Source organism: Burkholderia sp. JKS000303, assembly GCF_002563755.1.
GTDB lineage: Bacteria > Pseudomonadota > Gammaproteobacteria > Burkholderiales > Burkholderiaceae > Burkholderia > Burkholderia anthina_B.
Genome location: NZ_PDBZ01000002.1, coordinates 834,490 through 848,539, shown reverse-complemented (window position 1 = coordinate 848,539; position 14,050 = coordinate 834,490). Strand labels below are relative to the sequence as shown.

Annotated in this window: 15 protein-coding genes; 10 read left to right on the top strand and 5 right to left on the bottom strand. The window is 66.5% G+C overall.

The annotated features are described in order from the left end of the window. Positions 1–6: 6 nt before the first annotated feature. Genes BX604_RS25860 through BX604_RS25835 form a run of 6 tightly spaced genes read left to right on the top strand, consistent with a single transcriptional unit; the run spans position 7 to position 6,177 of the window. Positions 7–867 carry a branched-chain amino acid ABC transporter permease gene (locus BX604_RS25860; protein ID WP_098553640.1) on the top strand — a complete coding sequence of 287 codons (861 nt, stop codon included), beginning with the start codon at positions 7–9 and terminating at the stop codon, positions 865–867. Further along, the gene (locus BX604_RS25855; protein WP_098553639.1) at positions 864–1,907 is read left to right on the top strand and encodes a branched-chain amino acid ABC transporter permease; all 1,044 of its coding nucleotides are present in this window, start codon (positions 864–866) and stop codon (positions 1,905–1,907) included. The genes BX604_RS25860 and BX604_RS25855 overlap by 4 nt, the downstream gene beginning before the upstream one ends. Then, complete coding sequence (locus BX604_RS25850) at positions 1,904–2,671, top strand: ABC transporter ATP-binding protein (protein WP_098553638.1); 768 nt, start codon at positions 1,904–1,906, stop codon at positions 2,669–2,671. Before BX604_RS25855 ends, BX604_RS25850 begins: the two co-directional genes overlap by 4 nt. Continuing rightward, positions 2,668–3,369: an ABC transporter ATP-binding protein gene (locus tag BX604_RS25845; RefSeq protein WP_098553637.1), complete on the top strand. Its 702-nt coding sequence runs from the start codon at positions 2,668–2,670 to the stop codon at positions 3,367–3,369. The genes BX604_RS25850 and BX604_RS25845 overlap by 4 nt, the downstream gene beginning before the upstream one ends. Positions 3,370–3,403: 34 nt before the next feature. Then, positions 3,404–4,693, top strand: coding sequence for a Zn-dependent hydrolase (locus BX604_RS25840; RefSeq protein WP_098553636.1), 1,290 nt, complete (start codon positions 3,404–3,406; stop codon positions 4,691–4,693). Continuing rightward, a complete protein-coding gene (locus BX604_RS25835) occupies positions 4,690–6,177 on the top strand; it encodes a M81 family metallopeptidase (RefSeq protein WP_098553635.1) in 1,488 nt (495 codons plus the stop codon). Before BX604_RS25840 ends, BX604_RS25835 begins: the two co-directional genes overlap by 4 nt. A 282-nt stretch (positions 6,178–6,459) precedes the next feature. On the opposite strand, the gene BX604_RS25830 is transcribed toward BX604_RS25835, so the two are convergent. Both BX604_RS25830 and BX604_RS25825 read right to left on the bottom strand, forming a co-directional pair. Next, entirely contained in the window at positions 6,460–7,035 is a 576-nt protein-coding gene (locus BX604_RS25830; RefSeq protein ID WP_143748114.1) for a hypothetical protein, read from the bottom strand. A 317-nt stretch (positions 7,036–7,352) separates the two neighbouring features. Continuing rightward, positions 7,353–8,351 (bottom strand): succinylglutamate desuccinylase/aspartoacylase family protein, encoded by a 999-nt coding sequence (locus BX604_RS25825; RefSeq protein WP_098553633.1) that lies wholly within the window; start codon positions 8,349–8,351, stop codon positions 7,353–7,355. Positions 8,352–8,627: 276 nt separating this feature from the next. On the opposite strand from BX604_RS25825, the gene BX604_RS25820 reads away from it, so the two are divergent. Genes BX604_RS25820 through BX604_RS25805 form a run of 4 tightly spaced genes read left to right on the top strand, consistent with a single transcriptional unit; the run spans position 8,628 to position 12,103 of the window. Further along, entirely contained in the window at positions 8,628–9,425 is a 798-nt protein-coding gene (locus BX604_RS25820) for an ABC transporter substrate-binding protein (RefSeq protein WP_098553632.1), read from the top strand. Between the two features lie 52 nt (positions 9,426–9,477). After that, entirely contained in the window at positions 9,478–10,188 is a 711-nt protein-coding gene (locus BX604_RS25815; protein WP_098553631.1) for a helix-turn-helix transcriptional regulator, read from the top strand. Beyond that, positions 10,185–11,156, top strand: a complete 972-nt coding sequence (locus tag BX604_RS25810; RefSeq protein WP_098553630.1) for a threonine/serine dehydratase — start codon at positions 10,185–10,187, stop codon at positions 11,154–11,156. The genes BX604_RS25815 and BX604_RS25810 overlap by 4 nt, the downstream gene beginning before the upstream one ends. Next, positions 11,153–12,103, top strand: a complete 951-nt coding sequence (locus BX604_RS25805; RefSeq protein ID WP_098553629.1) for an ornithine cyclodeaminase family protein — start codon at positions 11,153–11,155, stop codon at positions 12,101–12,103. Before BX604_RS25810 ends, BX604_RS25805 begins: the two co-directional genes overlap by 4 nt. 162 nt (positions 12,104–12,265) lie before the next feature. Here BX604_RS25805 and gfa read toward each other — a convergent pair whose 3' ends face one another. The 3 genes from gfa to BX604_RS25795 all read right to left on the bottom strand — a co-directional run bounded on the left by gfa (position 12,266) and on the right by BX604_RS25795 (position 13,941). Beyond that, positions 12,266–12,841, bottom strand: a complete 576-nt coding sequence (gfa, locus tag BX604_RS25800; protein ID WP_098554052.1) for an S-(hydroxymethyl)glutathione synthase — start codon at positions 12,839–12,841, stop codon at positions 12,266–12,268. A 106-nt stretch (positions 12,842–12,947) separates the two neighbouring features. Continuing rightward, entirely contained in the window at positions 12,948–13,121 is a 174-nt protein-coding gene (locus BX604_RS39115) for a hypothetical protein (RefSeq protein WP_179894880.1), read from the bottom strand. Positions 13,122–13,311: 190 nt separating this feature from the next. Continuing rightward, the gene (locus BX604_RS25795; RefSeq protein WP_098553628.1) at positions 13,312–13,941 is read right to left on the bottom strand and encodes a TetR/AcrR family transcriptional regulator; all 630 of its coding nucleotides are present in this window, start codon (positions 13,939–13,941) and stop codon (positions 13,312–13,314) included. Between the last annotated feature and the right edge of the window lie 109 nt (positions 13,942–14,050).

Sequence of the window (14,050 nt, the reverse complement as noted above, 5' to 3'; positions counted from 1 at the left end):
GAAGCCATGAACGTCTATCTGCTGCAGATCGTCAACGGCATCGGCGTGGGAATGCTGTACTTCCTGCTCGCCGTCGGCCTGTCGATCGTGTTCGGCTTGCTGCGCTTCGTGAATTTCGCGCACGGCGCGTTCTATCTGCTCGGCGCGTACCTCTGCTACCAGGCGCTGCAATGGTCGGCGAATTTCTGGGTCGCGCTCGCGGTCGTGCCGCTCGTCGTCGGCGCGTTCGCATGGATCGTCGAGAAGCTGGTGCTGCGTCATGTGTACGCGCAACAGCATGAATTCCACATCCTGGTGACGGTCGGTCTCGCGCTCGTGCTGCAGGAGTGCGCGATCCTCGTGTGGGGCCCGCTCGGCGACAACGTGCCGCCGCCCGACGCGCTGAACGGCGTCGTCGTGTGGGGCGGCTTCATCTACCCGAAATACCGGCTGTTCGTGATCGGCTTCACGGCGGTGCTGGCCGCGCTGCTGTGGTGGCTGCTCGACGGCACGCGGCTCGGCAGCACGGTGCGCGCGGGCAGCGAGTCGTCGGAGATGGTGTCGCTGCTCGGCATCAACGTGACGCGCGTATTCAGCCTCGTGTTCGCGCTCGGCGCGGCCACGGCGGCGCTCGCCGGCGTGCTCGCCGCGCCGATCCGCGGCGTCGATCCGTTCATGGGCATCGAGGCGCTGGGCGTCGCGTTCGTCGTGGTCGTGGTCGGCGGGATGGGGAATTTTCTCGGGGCGCTGGTGGGCGGGCTGCTGGTCGGCATCGTGCAGAGCCTGATGAGCACGCTGTGGCCGGAAGGCGCGCGGCTGATGATCTACGTCGCAATGGCGGCCGTGCTGCTGCTGCGTCCGAACGGTTTGCTGGGGAGGGCTGCATGATCGATTCGTCGAAATCGCTGTCGCCCGGCGCGGCAGCCGCGCCGCGTGCGCCGCTGTGGCGCTGCGCGCTGCAACGCCCGGAAGGCTGGCTCGCGGTGCTCGCCGCGTGCGTGCTGCCGCTGGTGTTGAGCTCGGGCTCGCTCGCGACCGAAGTGCTGGTGTTCGCGCTCGCCGCGCTCGGCTGCAACCTGCTGCTCGGCTACACGGGGCTGCTGTCGTTCGGGCAGGGCATCTTCTTCGGGCTCGGCAGTTACGCGGCCGGGCTGGTGCTGACCCGTGGCGTCGAATCGGTGACGGTCGCGCTCGTCGCGGCCGCCGTGCTCGGCGCCGTCGCCGCCGCGCTCGTCGGCTGGTTCTCGATCCGGCAGCGCGGCACCTATTTCGTGATGCTGACGCTCGCGTTCGGGCAGCTGTTCTATTTCCTCGCGTATACGACGCCGGACGTCACGGGCGGCGACAACGGGCTGCTCGACATCCCGCGCCCGGCGTTGTCCGCGTTCGGGCATGCGCTCGTCTCGATCGATTCGCCGTGGCGCTATTACGGCTTCGTCGCGGTGCTGTTCGTCGCAGTGTTCTGGCTGCTGCTGCGCGTGTCGCGCTCGATATTCGGCCGCACGCTGCTCGCGATTCGCGACAACGAGGCGCGCGCGGCGGCGGCCGGCTACGACGTGCAGCGCTTCAAGCTCGCGGCGTTCGTGATCTCGGGCGCGGTCACGGGCCTGGCCGGCGCGCTGCACGCGCTGATGACGGGCATCGCGCCGCTGTCGAACATCGACTATCACACGAGCGAGATGATCCTCGTGATGACGGTGATCGGCGGCACCCGCAACCTGTTCGCGTCGGTGCTCGGCGCCGCGTTCTACGTGCTGTTCGCGGACTGGCTGTCGACGTTGTGGCCGCGCTGGCTGCTGTTGCTCGGCCTCGTGCTGATCGCGGTCAGTCTGTTCATGCAGCGCGGCTTGTGGGGACTCGGCGAACGCATCGTGGCGTCGCTGCGGCGCACCGATCGCACGGCGGCTACGGCCAGGGAGCAGCAATGAGCGAAGCGATTCTCGAAGCGCGCGGCATCGTCAAGCGCTACGGCAAGTTCACGGCGCTGGGCGGCGTCGACCTGCGGATCATGCCGCGCACCGTGCATTCGGTGATCGGCCCGAACGGCGCGGGCAAGACGACGCTGTTCCACACGCTGACGGGCACGCTGCCCATCACGTCGGGCTCGATCCTGTTCGACGGCCACGACGTGTCGCGCGAACCCGATCACAAGCGCGTGCGGCGTGGCATCGCCCGCTCGTTCCAGGTGACGAGCCTGTTTCTGAACCTGAGCGTGCGCGAGAACCTGCGGGTCGCCGCGCAGGGCGTCGAATCGCGGCGCGCGCTGAACCCGTGGACGCCGCCGCGCGGCGCGCTCGCGCACGACGGCATCGTGGACGACGTGCTCGAGCGGCTCGGCCTGCAGCGCTTCGCCGCCACCGCGGCCGGCGTGCTGTCGCACGGCCAGCAGCGCCGGCTCGAAGTCGGGATGGCGCTGGCGGCGCGGCCGCGCGCGATCTTTCTCGACGAGCCGACGTCGGGGATGGGGATCGACGATCTCGACGACATGAAGGCGCTGATTCGCGGCTTGCGCGACGACTACACGGTCGTGCTGATCGAACACAACATGGGAATCGTGATGGACATCTCGGACACGATCACGGTGATGCAGCAGGGGCGCGTGCTCGTCGAAGGCAAACCCGACGCGATTCGCGGCAACGAGCGCGTGCGCAGCGCGTATCTCGGCAACATGATCACGGGAGGCCGCGCATGATGCTCGACGTGAAGGACGTCCATGCGTGCTACGGCAAGAGTCACGTGCTGCAGGGCATTTCGCTGAACGTGAACGAAGGCGAGACGGTGACGCTGCTGGGGCGCAACGGCGCGGGCAAGTCGACGACGCTCAAGACGATCGCGGGTGTCGTGGCGCCCACTGGCGGCACGGTGACGTTCGCGGGCCGCTCGCTGTCGAGACAGCCCGCGCACCGGATCGCTGCGCGCGGGCTGTGCTTCGTGCCCGAGCATCGCGGGATTTTCCGGCTGCTGTCGGTCGAGGAAAACCTGCGGCTCGGCGCGCGCCGCGATTCGCCGTGGCAGCTCGACGACATCTACCGGATCTTCCCGCGCCTGAAGGAGCGGCGCCGCAACGGCGGGGCGCAGCTGTCGGGCGGCGAGCAGCAGATGCTCGCGATCGGCCGCGCGCTGATGAATCACCCGCGGCTGCTGATGCTCGACGAGCCCGTCGAAGGGCTGGCGCCGGTGATCGTCGAGGAGATCGTCGCGCAACTGAAGCAGATCAAGGCAGCCGGCGTCGCGATCCTGCTGGTCGAACAGAACCTCGAAGTGTGCACGCAGCTCGCGGATCGCCACTTCGTGATCGAACAGGGCGTGATCGTCTACGAAGGCAGCAACGCGGCATTCGTGGCCGATCACGAGGTGAAGGACCGTTATCTGGGCGTCGGCGTCGCGTGAGCGCCGGGCCCTTTCATTGCGAGGATTTCCATCGATGCAAGTTCAGGATTCGACACCGGGCGTCGCGGCGTCCGGCTTGCGCGTCGACGGCGCGCGGCTGTGGGACAGCCTGATGCGTCTCGCGCGGATCGGCGCGACCGACAAGGGAGGCGTGTGCCGCCTCGCGCTCACCGAACTCGATCGCGACGCGCGCGACCTGTTCGTCGCATGGGCGAAGGACATCGGCTGCACGGTGCGGGTCGACGCGATCGGCAACATCTTCGCGCGGCGTGCCGGCGAGCGCGACGACCTGCCGCCCGTGACGACTGGCAGTCATATCGACACGCAGCCGACCGGCGGCAAATTCGACGGCAACTACGGCGTGCTCGCCGGCCTTGAAGTGCTGCGCACCCTCGACGATGCCGGCGTGCGCACGCGTGCGCCGCTCGAGGTCGCGGTCTGGACCAACGAGGAGGGCTCGCGCTTCGTGCCGGTGATGATGGGCTCCGGCGTGTTCGCCGGCGCGTTCACGCTCGATCATGCGCTTGCGCAACGCGATCGCGACGGCGTGTCGGTGCGCGACGCGCTGGCCGCGATCGGCTATGCGGGCAGTGCTGACGACGGGCGCGACGCGCATCCGGTTGGCGCGTATTTCGAAGCGCATATCGAGCAGGGGCCGGTGCTGGAGGCGCACGACACGACGATCGGCGTGGTCGAGGGCGCGCTCGGGCAGCGCTGGTACGACGTGACCGTCTACGGGATGGAGGCACACGCGGGCCCGACGCCGATGGCGCTGCGGCGCGACGCGCTGCTGGTCGCGGCCGATCTGGTGCGCGCCGTGAACGGCATCGCGTGCGCGCACCCGCCGCATGGGCGCGGCACGGTCGGCTGGGTCGACGTGCACCCGAATTCGCGCAACGTGATTCCGGGCCGCGTGACGCTGACCGTCGACCTGCGCGCGGCCGACGATGCGACGCTCACTGCGATGGATGCGGCGTTGCGCGCGGTATGTGGCGATCTGGGCGCATCGGCCGGCATGCGGATCGACGTCGAGCAGGTCGTGTACTTTCCGCCGCAGCCGTTCGACGCGACGCTGGTCGAGCAGGTGCGGGCCGGCGCGCTCGCGCTCGGGCTGTCGTCGATGAGCGTGATCAGCGGCGCGGGCCACGATGCCGTGTATCTTGCGCGCGTGGCGCCGACCGCGATGATCTTCGTGCCGTGCAAGGACGGGATCAGCCACAACGAGATCGAGGATGCCGATCCGGTGCATCTCGAAGCCGGCTGCAACGTGCTGCTGCAGGCGATGCTGGGCGCGGCCGGCATGGCGCAAGGGGGCGCGCGATGAAGATCCTGATCGCCCGGATGAACCACGAGACCAACACGTTCTCGCCGGTGCCGACGCCGCTCGGCGCATTCGGCCGCAACGGCCCCGACTGGGGCGACGACGCGTATCGCGCGAACCACGGCATGCGGACCGCGATGGCCGCGTTCCTCGAGGCGGCCGCGCGCGAGGGGGCCGACGTCGTGACACCCGTATCGGCGGCGGCGAACCCGAGCGGGCCCGTCGCGGCCGACGCGTATGCGGCAATCTGCGACGCGATCGTCGCGGCCGCGCCCGGTTGCGACGCGGTGATGCTCGACCTGCACGGCGCGATGGTCGCCGAACAGAGCGCGGACGGCGAGGGCGACCTGCTCGCGCGCGTGCGCGCCGCGCTGCCCGATGCGCCGATCGCGGTCGCGCTCGACCTGCACGCGAACGTCACGCAGAAGATGATCGATCACGCGAACGTGATCGTCAGTTTCAAGACCTATCCGCACGTCGACATGTACGAGACGGGCGAGCATGCGGCGCGCCTGCTGCTCGACCGCGTGCACGGCCGCGCGCGGCCGGTGCTTGCGTGGCGGCAGCCGCCGTTGATGACGTCGACGCTGCGCAGCGCGAGCGCCGCAGGCGCGATGCAGCGCGCGGTGGAGGCCGCGCGCGCGGCCGAGGCCGACGGGATGCTTGCGGTGTCGGTGCTGCCCGGCTTCTCGCTCGCGGATATTCCGGCGCCCTGCATCAGCGTCGTCGTGGTCGCCGACGGCGATCGCGCGGCGGCCGACGCGGTGGCCGAGCGCATCGCCCGGCAGATCTGGGACGCGCGCGACGAATTCGTGTATCGCAGCGCGCCGCTCGCGGAATCGGTCGCACAGGCCGCGGCGCTCGCGCGCGGCGCGGCGCGTCCGGTGCTGCTGCTCGATCACGGCGACAACTGCATGTCGGGCGGCCCGTGCGACACGATGGACCTGCTCGAGGCTGCGCTCGCGCAGGGGCTCGACGGTATCGTCAGCGGGCCGTTGTGCGACCCGGAAGCGGTCGCGGCGCTGATCGACGCGGGCGTCGGCGCGACCGTCACGGTGCCGGTCGGCAACCGGATGCCGTCGCTCGGCGGGGGCCGTCGCGAGCCGTTTCGCGCGACGGGCATCGTGCGCGCGATCACCGACGGCGAATACGTGATCACCGGGCCGACCTATACGGGCCAGCGCGCCTACATGGGGCGTGCGGCCGTGCTCGATATCGGGGTGGCGACGCTGGTCGTCACCGAGCGCACGCAGGAGCCGTGGGATCTCGGCGTGTTCGAGAGCGTCGGCGTCGATCCACGCCGCGCGCGTTTCCTGCTGCTGAAGTCGCGCATGTATTGCCGGCCGGTGTTCGTGCCGATCTCGGCCGCCCTGGTCGAATGCGACAGCCGCGGCGTGACGGGCTCCGATTTCGGGCAGTTCGACTATGCGCGCCTCGCGAGGCCGGTGTTTCCGCTCGATGCCGGCGCGGAGTGGCAGGCGCGGTGAAGGGGCGGTGGTTCAGGGGTGACGCGCGCGCGACGTTGGCGAGTGCGTCGCTCCGGACGACCGACGGCTAACCCGTCTACAAGCCTTGCGCAGTGGTTTGGCTGTCGAGCAGCGCGGCGAGAAACACGGCCGGCTTGTGCCGACGCAACCACGCGCTCGTGTGCGGGTTTCTCCAGTTGATCGACCAGCGCGATTACGTTCAACCCGGACCGTTGATGCGTGCGGTGCTAGCAGCGCATGAGTGGAAGTGCCGGAGCAGGCCTTGCAGGCCCGCTCTGCCTTTCAGTTGCCGCACGGCACCATGGATACGACCGAGCCGGACGATTGTTCGCACCACTGTTGCACGCCTGCGCCGGTGCCCCGGTTGGCGTTGGGGAGCGCATCGGGGCTGACCGGATGGGTCGCCATCCATTCGCGTGACGGGGCCGCGTTGATGTAGACCTGCCGGGCGGCAGCGGATGTGACCTCGGAGTAGCGGTTCATCAATGGCACGTATCTCGCTTTCCAGGCGGGGTATTTGGCCCAATCGCCTGTCGCCGCAATCCTCTGTGCTTCGGGCAGGATCGCCGCGATCTGCTGGTCGAGCTGTCGTACTTCGGTGGGCCAGCTACCTCTGGCCACGAAGGTCTGATCGGTCTCCTCGCTATCGGCCCAGGCCTGAGTGAGGTCGACGTGCCCGTTGTTCCTCGCGATGGATACGGCTGTCAGCCCTTGGGCATGCGCCTGTTCCATGCATTGGGCGAGTTGCGCGAAACCATTGCATGTCAGCTGCGATTGCTGGCTCATGTTCAGGTTCATGCAACCGGTCAACACGGTTGATAGACAGGCCAGTCCAAGTATTTTTCTTTTCGAGTCCATGTTTTATTCCCGTCAAGGGTAGCCCTTCTTGTACAAGGCACAGCCTACCCCGAAACTTGCGTTCGGACCGTTTGGGCGTGAAAGTTCCGGAGTGGCCTTTCCCTCTGTTTTACCGGATGAGCAAGCGGAAGTACACGACGGGCATCAGGCATCTCGCTGATCCGACGCTTCCCGTCGTGAATGACGACGTCCAGGTGCGTGAGCGGATGCCGGTGGCGGGATTGATTCGAAGGCGCTGGCGAACCGGATCTTCAGGCATCCGGAATAACCTCGCTCATGACCCGCCTTCCGCCTGTCCGGCTCGCGGTTCAATGCGATCACGCCCCCGGCTCGTACGGCACGGCGATCACGGCAATGGTGTCGTCGCGCCTGACCAGTGCCTGCCCGTTCAAACAGAGCAGCACGCCTGTCTGCGGTGCATGAACCGGGGCGGGCGGCATCGTGCGATCAATGTAGTGGTGGTAACCCAGGACGTCGCCTTTTTGCACCGGAGCGCCGAGCTCGACACGGGGCTCGAAGAGCGCCGTATCGTCGGCCAGCACCGAGAAATCCTGATTCGGCACATGAAGCAGGCGCGACGCCGGCGCCGAGACGGCAGAATGGTCTGCCGGGCCGAGATGACCGAGGTGCCGCAGCAAGCGGCGCAATCCTTCGAACGTCAACTCCACGGTCTCCGGCGTCACGAGCGCGCTGCCGCCCAGCTCGCTCGCCAGCATCATCTTTCCGGCGCGTTCGACGACGTCGTCGATCATCACATCCGCATGGTCTTCCCGAAGGATCACCGTAAACGGCGCGGCGAAACTCCGGGCGGCCGCGACGAACGCCGCAGTTCGTGATTCATCGGGCTGTTCGTGGACGAACATGGACGGATGAAAGCGCAGCGTCCGGCCGCCGGAATGAAGATCGACGACGTGATCGACCCGCGGAACCAGTTCGTGCGAGACGAAATGGGCGAGGCGCTGCGTGACCGAACCGCGCGCGTTGCCCGGGAATTCCCGGTTCAGGTTGCCGCCGTCGACCGGGGACAGGCGGGCGCCCGCCAACGCCGCTGGCAGGTTCAGCGACGGAATGATGACGAGCGAGCCCGCGATTTCCTGCGGTGTGAGCGCGTGCGCGAGCCTGGAGAGTGCGATCTGACCTTCATATTCGTCCCCGTGACTGCCCCCGAGCAGCAGGGTTCTCGGGCCCGGGCCATTCTGCAGAAAGAAGACGGGAATGCGCAGGTTCTGCCACGCGCTGGTGTTGGTGGAGCTCGGCAACTCCAGGTAGGTCGCCTGGCGCCCGTTGCGTTGCCAGTCGATAGTCAGCCGTGCCATTGATGTCTCCTCCTCCGAATGTCAGTTGCGTCGTGCCCGGTCGCGGCTGTCGGTCCGGCGACGGGCTCCCCGATTTCGCGGCGTTCGATCCCGTGGGTCGACATGGATCGTTTCATGTCTTGTTGGATTGTTTAATCTAGTCTAGACTAAAAAGTACACGACGATCAACTGAGTCGAACGCCACGGCGGCCGGCTCACCGAGGTGCCTTTCATCGGTACCCGAAGCTTCCGGATGTCGATCGGTTCGTGAACCTGAATCGGTGAGAGGAGATGGCAATGAGGAAATACGGGACGCGGGTGAGGGTGGCAGTGACGCTGTCGGCGGTGATGATGATGGTCGGGGCGGAGGCGAGCGCGAAGCCGCTTACGACGATCCGGTTCGGGGTCGAGGCGGCTTATCCCCCGTTCGAATCCAAGACGACGTCCGGGCAGCTGCAGGGTTTCGACATCGACCTCGGCAATGCGTTGTGCGCGCAACTGAAGGCCAGGTGCGTGTGGGTCGAGAACGCCTTCGACGGTTTGATTCCCGCGTTGCAGGCGCGCAAGTTCGATGCGATCGACTCGGCGATGAACATCAATGCGAAGCGCGCCCGGCAGGTCGATTTCACCGTGCCGCTTTATCTGACGCCGGCTCACTTGGTCGCCCGCAAAGGCAGCAAGCTGTTGCCGACGCCTGAATCGCTCGCGGGACACAGCGTGGGCGTGCTGCAGGGCTCGATCCAGGAGCAGTACGCGAAGCAGATATGGGCGCCCGGGAACGTGAACGTCGTGAGCTATCAGACCCAGGACGAGGCCTACGCCGATCTGGTGTCGGGGCGTATCGACGCGACGTTCGTGGATGCGACCGCGGCGAGCCTCGGCTTCCTGAATCAGCCCAACGGCAAGGACTTCGCGTTCGCGGGCGGCCCGGTGAATGATGCGAAAATCATCGGCTCGGGGGTAGGCATCGCAGTGCGTAAGGGTGACGACGAACTGCGTGACGCGCTGAACACTGCGTTCGAGGCGCTCAAGCAAAACGGCACCTACCAACGCCTCCTGAAAAAGTACTTTACCGTGGATCTCGCCGTGCACTGAGCGTCGACGAACGTGCGCTGCGCCGGATCCGCACAGACATGAGCAGACACACATGAGCAGAGCACGGACTTCGGCAGTCGGTTCAACGGAAAAAGCGGGCGCACGGGCCAAGGCCGGCGCGGCGAAGAAGACCGGCGGGCATCACGCGAATGCGCGCAAGTTCGATTCGTTCCGGGCCGTCGCGGATGCCATCACGCAGCTTTTCCCGCCCTACACCGAGGTCGTTCTTCACGATCTCGGAAGCCAGACGGTCGTGCATGTCGCGAACAATCTGTCGAAGCGGGAAATTGGCGATGACTCGGCGCTCGACGAGATCGGTTTCGACGCGCAGGAAAGCGTGATCGGCCCGTATGAAAAGCTCGGCTGGGACGGGCGGAAGGTCAGGTCTATCAGTGTCGTGTTGCGCAACGACGAGGGCGTGGAGATCGCGGTGATGTGCATCAATTTTCATCTTGCCGCCCTGGATCAGGCCAAGCAGGCGCTGGAGATGCTGGTGTCCAGTGCCGTGCTGCAGCCTCAGCCTGCGAAATTGTTCCGCGACGATTGGCAGGATCGCGTCAATGTCTTCCTCAATCATTGGCTGCAGGAACGCAAGCTCACGTTGTCGATGCTCACGCGCGAGCATAAGCGCGAGCTTGTCGCCGCGCTGTACGAGGAAGGCGCATTCAATGGCAAGAGCGCCGCGAACTATGTTGCAAAGTTGCTTGCACTGGGACGCGCGACGATTTTTAACTACCTGAAAGATTTGAGAGGTGAAGGGTGACAACAGATTTGTTCGCGCGCATCGAGGAAGCGCATCGGGAGATTCGTCCGCAGGTGACGGTGACGCCGCTTTCGTTCAGCCCGATGCTGTCCAGGATGACCGGGTGCCAAGTGTATTTGAAGTGCGAACACCTGCAGCACACGGGGTCGTTCAAGTTTCGCGGTGCAACGAACAAGGTGCGGTTGCTTGACCCGGGCACCCGCAAGAACGGTGTGTTGACGGTCTCGAGCGGCAACCATGGCCAGGGTGTCGCGCTGGCCGGCAAGCTCGCGGGCGTGCCCGTCACGGTGTACGCGACGAGCTCGGCCTCGCCCGTGAAGCTCGATGGCATTCGCGCGCTGGGTGCGGAAGTCGTGACGATCGACGACACGTCGCTGGCGGTCGAGCTGGAAGCCGGCCGTCAGGCCAAACTGAAGGGGATGACGTTCGTTTCCCCTTACAACGACGTCGACATCATCGCCGGTCAAGGCACGATCGGCATCGAAATTCACGAGCAGGCGCGGGCAGCGGGCGTGGATCTCGCGGCCGTGTTTGCGTCGGTGGGCGGCGGCGGCCTGATTTCCGGCGTCGGTACGGCGATTCGACACCTGAACCCGAAAGCGGACGTCGTGGGTTGCTGGCCGGCCAATTCGACGGCGCTCTACAGCTCGCTGAAGGCCGGGAAGATCGTCGAGAGCGAAGAGCTCGACACGATTTCGGACGGAACGGCCGGCGGGATCGAACCGGATACGATCACGTTCGATATCGGTCGGGAGGTCATTTCCGACACGTCGCTCGTGACCGAGGAAGAAATCAAGGCGGCCATGAAGCTGCTTGCGCAGACGGACCGCTGGATGGTCGAAGGGGCGGCCGGGGTGGCATTGGCATCGTTGCTGCAGATGGCGCCCAAGTACCAGGGGCGTGCGGTGGCCGTGATCCTGTGCGGTCGCAACATCATGCTGGAAAAGTTCGTCGAGGCCGTCAAATGAAGATCTGGAGCAAAGACGAGATCGTCGCGAAGTTCGACGTCGAGCGTGCCGTGCGCATGATCGAGAAAGGCTTCGTCGCCTATTCGCAGAAGGCCGTGCTGGTTCCGCCGATTCAGAACTTCTACTTCCCGGCGGCGAACGGCGACTGCTGTATCAAGTCCGCGTATGTCGACGGGGCGGCGACCTTCGCGGTCAAGGTGTCGGCCGGGTTCTATGACAACCCGTCGCGCGGGCTGCCCAGCAATAGCGGCCTGGTGATGCTGTTCTCGGCCACGACGGGCGAGCCGGTCGCCTTGCTGAAGGACGAGGGCTGGTTGACGTCGGTGCGCACGGCGATTGCCGGCCAACTGGCCGCGCGCGCGTTGGCGCCGCGCAACGTGCATGGAATCGGCGTGATCGGCACGGGCGATCAGGCCCGGCTCCAGCTCGAGTATCTGAAGGCGGTCACCCCGTGTCGCGCTGTGCACGTCTGGGGGCCGGACCAGGCACAGGGCGAGCGCTTCGTGGCGGACATGTCGGCCCACGGGTTCGATGTCCGCTTGCATGCGACGCCCGAGCCTGTCGCGCGCAACGCGAACCTGATCGTCACGGCGACGCCGTCGCGCGAAGCGTTGCTGAAGTCCGGGTGGATCGCTGGCGGCACGCATATCACCGCAGTCGGCGCCGATGGTCCGGGCAAGCAGGAGCTGGATCCGGGCATCGTCGGGCGGGCCGGCGCCATCGTGGTCGACTCGATCGAGCAATGCAGCAAGTACGGCGAGATTTCGCACGCGCTGTCTGCCGGGCTGATTCGGGCGGAGGTGTTGGTGGAGCTCGGCAACGTGCTGGCACAAGGCGGCCGCGCACGCGATGACGCCGACCCGGCGCAGATCACGATCGCTGACTTGACCGGTGTCGCGGTGCAGGATGCGCAGATCGCGGACAGCATCGTCAGCAACGGCGATTGAATCGAACGTTCGTCATGCAAGGCCGGGCGGCGTCGCGGGACGACGTCCGGAAGCAAGGCGCGCGCGGTGACGGGATACCGTCGCGCGGACCGCGTGTCCGTCGCGACGACGATGAGGCCGTGCGCGGCCGTCCACCGCCGCGCGCCGGCCGAGTCGATGAACTCAGGCTTCCCGATACGTGCCTTTGGCCTTGGCCGTATGCGTGGCCAGCGCATCCATCAACGCCGGGCTCAGGCAATCGTAGGGCTCGAGCCCTTTGCCGCGCAGCGTATCGCGCACGTCCGCCATCAACGACGGCGGCGTACCGCTCTCGATGATCGACGACACGAAGGCGGCGAAACCGGGGCCGTCCCAGCCGGCATCCGGCGACAGTTCGGTATGGATGAAATCCAGCCCGTAAAACGCATGCTCCGAATTTTCGATCCGCCCGAACAGGTGGGTGCCGCATGCGGAGCACGCGTGGCGCTGGATCAGCGCCTTGTCGTCGACGACGCGCAGCTTTTCTTCGTGCGCGGTCACGGCGACCTTGTCGCGCGGCACGACGCCGACGACGGAAAACAGCGCACCGGCCGGCTTCCAGCACTTCGTGCAGCCGCACGCGTGATTGAAGGCGACCTGGGCGCCGACGCGAACTTCGACCGGATCCTGCGTGCACAGGCAGCGCAGCGTACCGCCCGCGAATGAATCGGCCCCTTTCTGAATACCGCGATCGACGGTGGGATGAATGGCGACGGACATGGTCATGCTCCTTTTCGGTGCTTCAGTAGTGAACGACGGTTCGGATCGACTTCCCTTCGTGCGGCAGATCGCCTGTTTCGTTGAAGCGGGAGAGCGACTTCGTGTTTCACGTACGGCGCAGGCTGGATCCTGCCTCGGCCACCTGACGGCTGCGGGCGGCCTGCGACGTCGTCGACTGTCGTACCGAATCAGCATCGGAGAGGGCGAACCGGCGCGCATGCGTCGCGCTTCGATTATCGACCTGCGCGCGCCGAAGCGCGGTGTTCTTCTCCGCATGCATGCCGGATCTCGCACGGCTTCATAAACTGGGGGGGAGTATATGTCGGATACTGGAGGGGAGTATACCCGGCGATTCCCCGATGCCGGCGAGGGCCGTGTCGCGGCAGGCATGAACATGGGCGATGCGAGCGAAGCCGGCGACGCACGCGCCGCCGGGAAATCGGCCCGGCGGCCCGGCCCCGGCCGTGTCGCTAGACGGCCGCCGGCGTGCGGCGTGCGAAGAACCGCTGCATCTCGCGGTCGGTCGGCAGCTTGCCGGTGAACACTTCCGCGTAGGTCGCGATGCGCGCCATGCGGTCGTTCATCGGCTCCGTCGTCTTCATCGACACGTAGCCGAGCTGGGTCAGGTACATCGTGCGCGCACGCACCTGCGCGACGACCGGCGCGTAGTCGAAGCGCTCGAACATCGCGGTCAGCGCCGCGATCCGCTTCGTGTCCGCGTCGGCCAGCTCGATCGCGATCTCGGGCGCCTGCTGCCCCCAGCTGCGGATCGCGGCCTCGTAGCGGTTGTCGAAGATCGTGTCGTCGAACCAGCAATCGAACACGTTCAGCACCGCCTCCGAGATCGAGTCCGCATATGCTTCCGTGCGCGCGACCCAGTTGGCGGTGTTTTTGTCCTTCCAGCGCGCGAGCAGGGTCGCGAGCAGTTCCTCGCGGTCCTTGAAGAACCAGTAGAAGCTCGTGCGCGACAGATTCAGCTTCTTCGCGAGCGGCAGGATCCGCACGGACTCGATGCCGCTTTCGAGCAGACTTTCCGTCGCGGCGTCCAGCCACGTGTCCGCCGACCCGCGAAGGTTCTCGGCTGCAATCGGTTCTTCCATCAGGCAAACGTCCTTTCGTTCCAGTCGTCGATCGGTTGCGCACATCGCAACCCGCATTGTGCCGCAGCCCACCGCCGCGGCGACTCACCCATCCGTTCCAACTCCCCTG